This window comes from Pseudomonas sp. 30_B (assembly GCF_017491605.1).
Lineage (GTDB): Bacteria > Pseudomonadota > Gammaproteobacteria > Pseudomonadales > Pseudomonadaceae > Pseudomonas.
This window is the reverse complement of sequence record NZ_JAFGYY010000218.1, coordinates 1-498: the sequence shown is the minus strand read 5'-3', so window position 1 is coordinate 498 and position 498 is coordinate 1. Positions and strand designations below refer to the sequence as shown.

At 72.3% G+C, this 498-nt stretch carries 1 pseudogene; it reads left to right on the top strand.

The features are described 5' to 3' along the window. Positions 1-498 (top strand): annotated as a pseudogene (locus J5M67_RS28010) (hypothetical protein); the annotation flags it as partial.

Below are 498 nucleotides of genomic sequence, written 5' to 3'. Positions count from 1 at the left end.
GGCCACGCCGATCGAAACGGCTTGCCCGCCGCCGGCGGGCAAGCCGTTTCGATCGGCGTGGCCAATACCGCGTCGGGCAACGGCGCGGTGGCGATCGGCGATCCGAACGTCGCGACCGGAACCGGCGCTGTCGCGCTGGGCAACAACAATACGGCCAATGGTCAAGGCGCGGTGGCGCTGGGCAACGTCAGCACGGCGGTCGGCCAAGGCAGCGTGGCGCCCGGCAACAGCAGCAATGCGGCCGCGGCGGGCGGAGTGGCCTTGGGCGATACCGCGAGGGCGGTGATGGCGGGCGGCTTGGCACTCGGCTCGCTCGCGACGGCGAGCAATGCGAACGACGTGGCGCTCGGCGCGGGTTCGAAAACCGCCGCGGCAGTCGCGACGTCCACGGTTTCGGTGAACGGCGCCAACTACGCGGTGGCGGGAAGCGGCCCGGCCAGCACGGTCAGCGTGGGTGCGCCGGGCAGCGAGCGCACGATCACCAATGTGGCCGCGGGT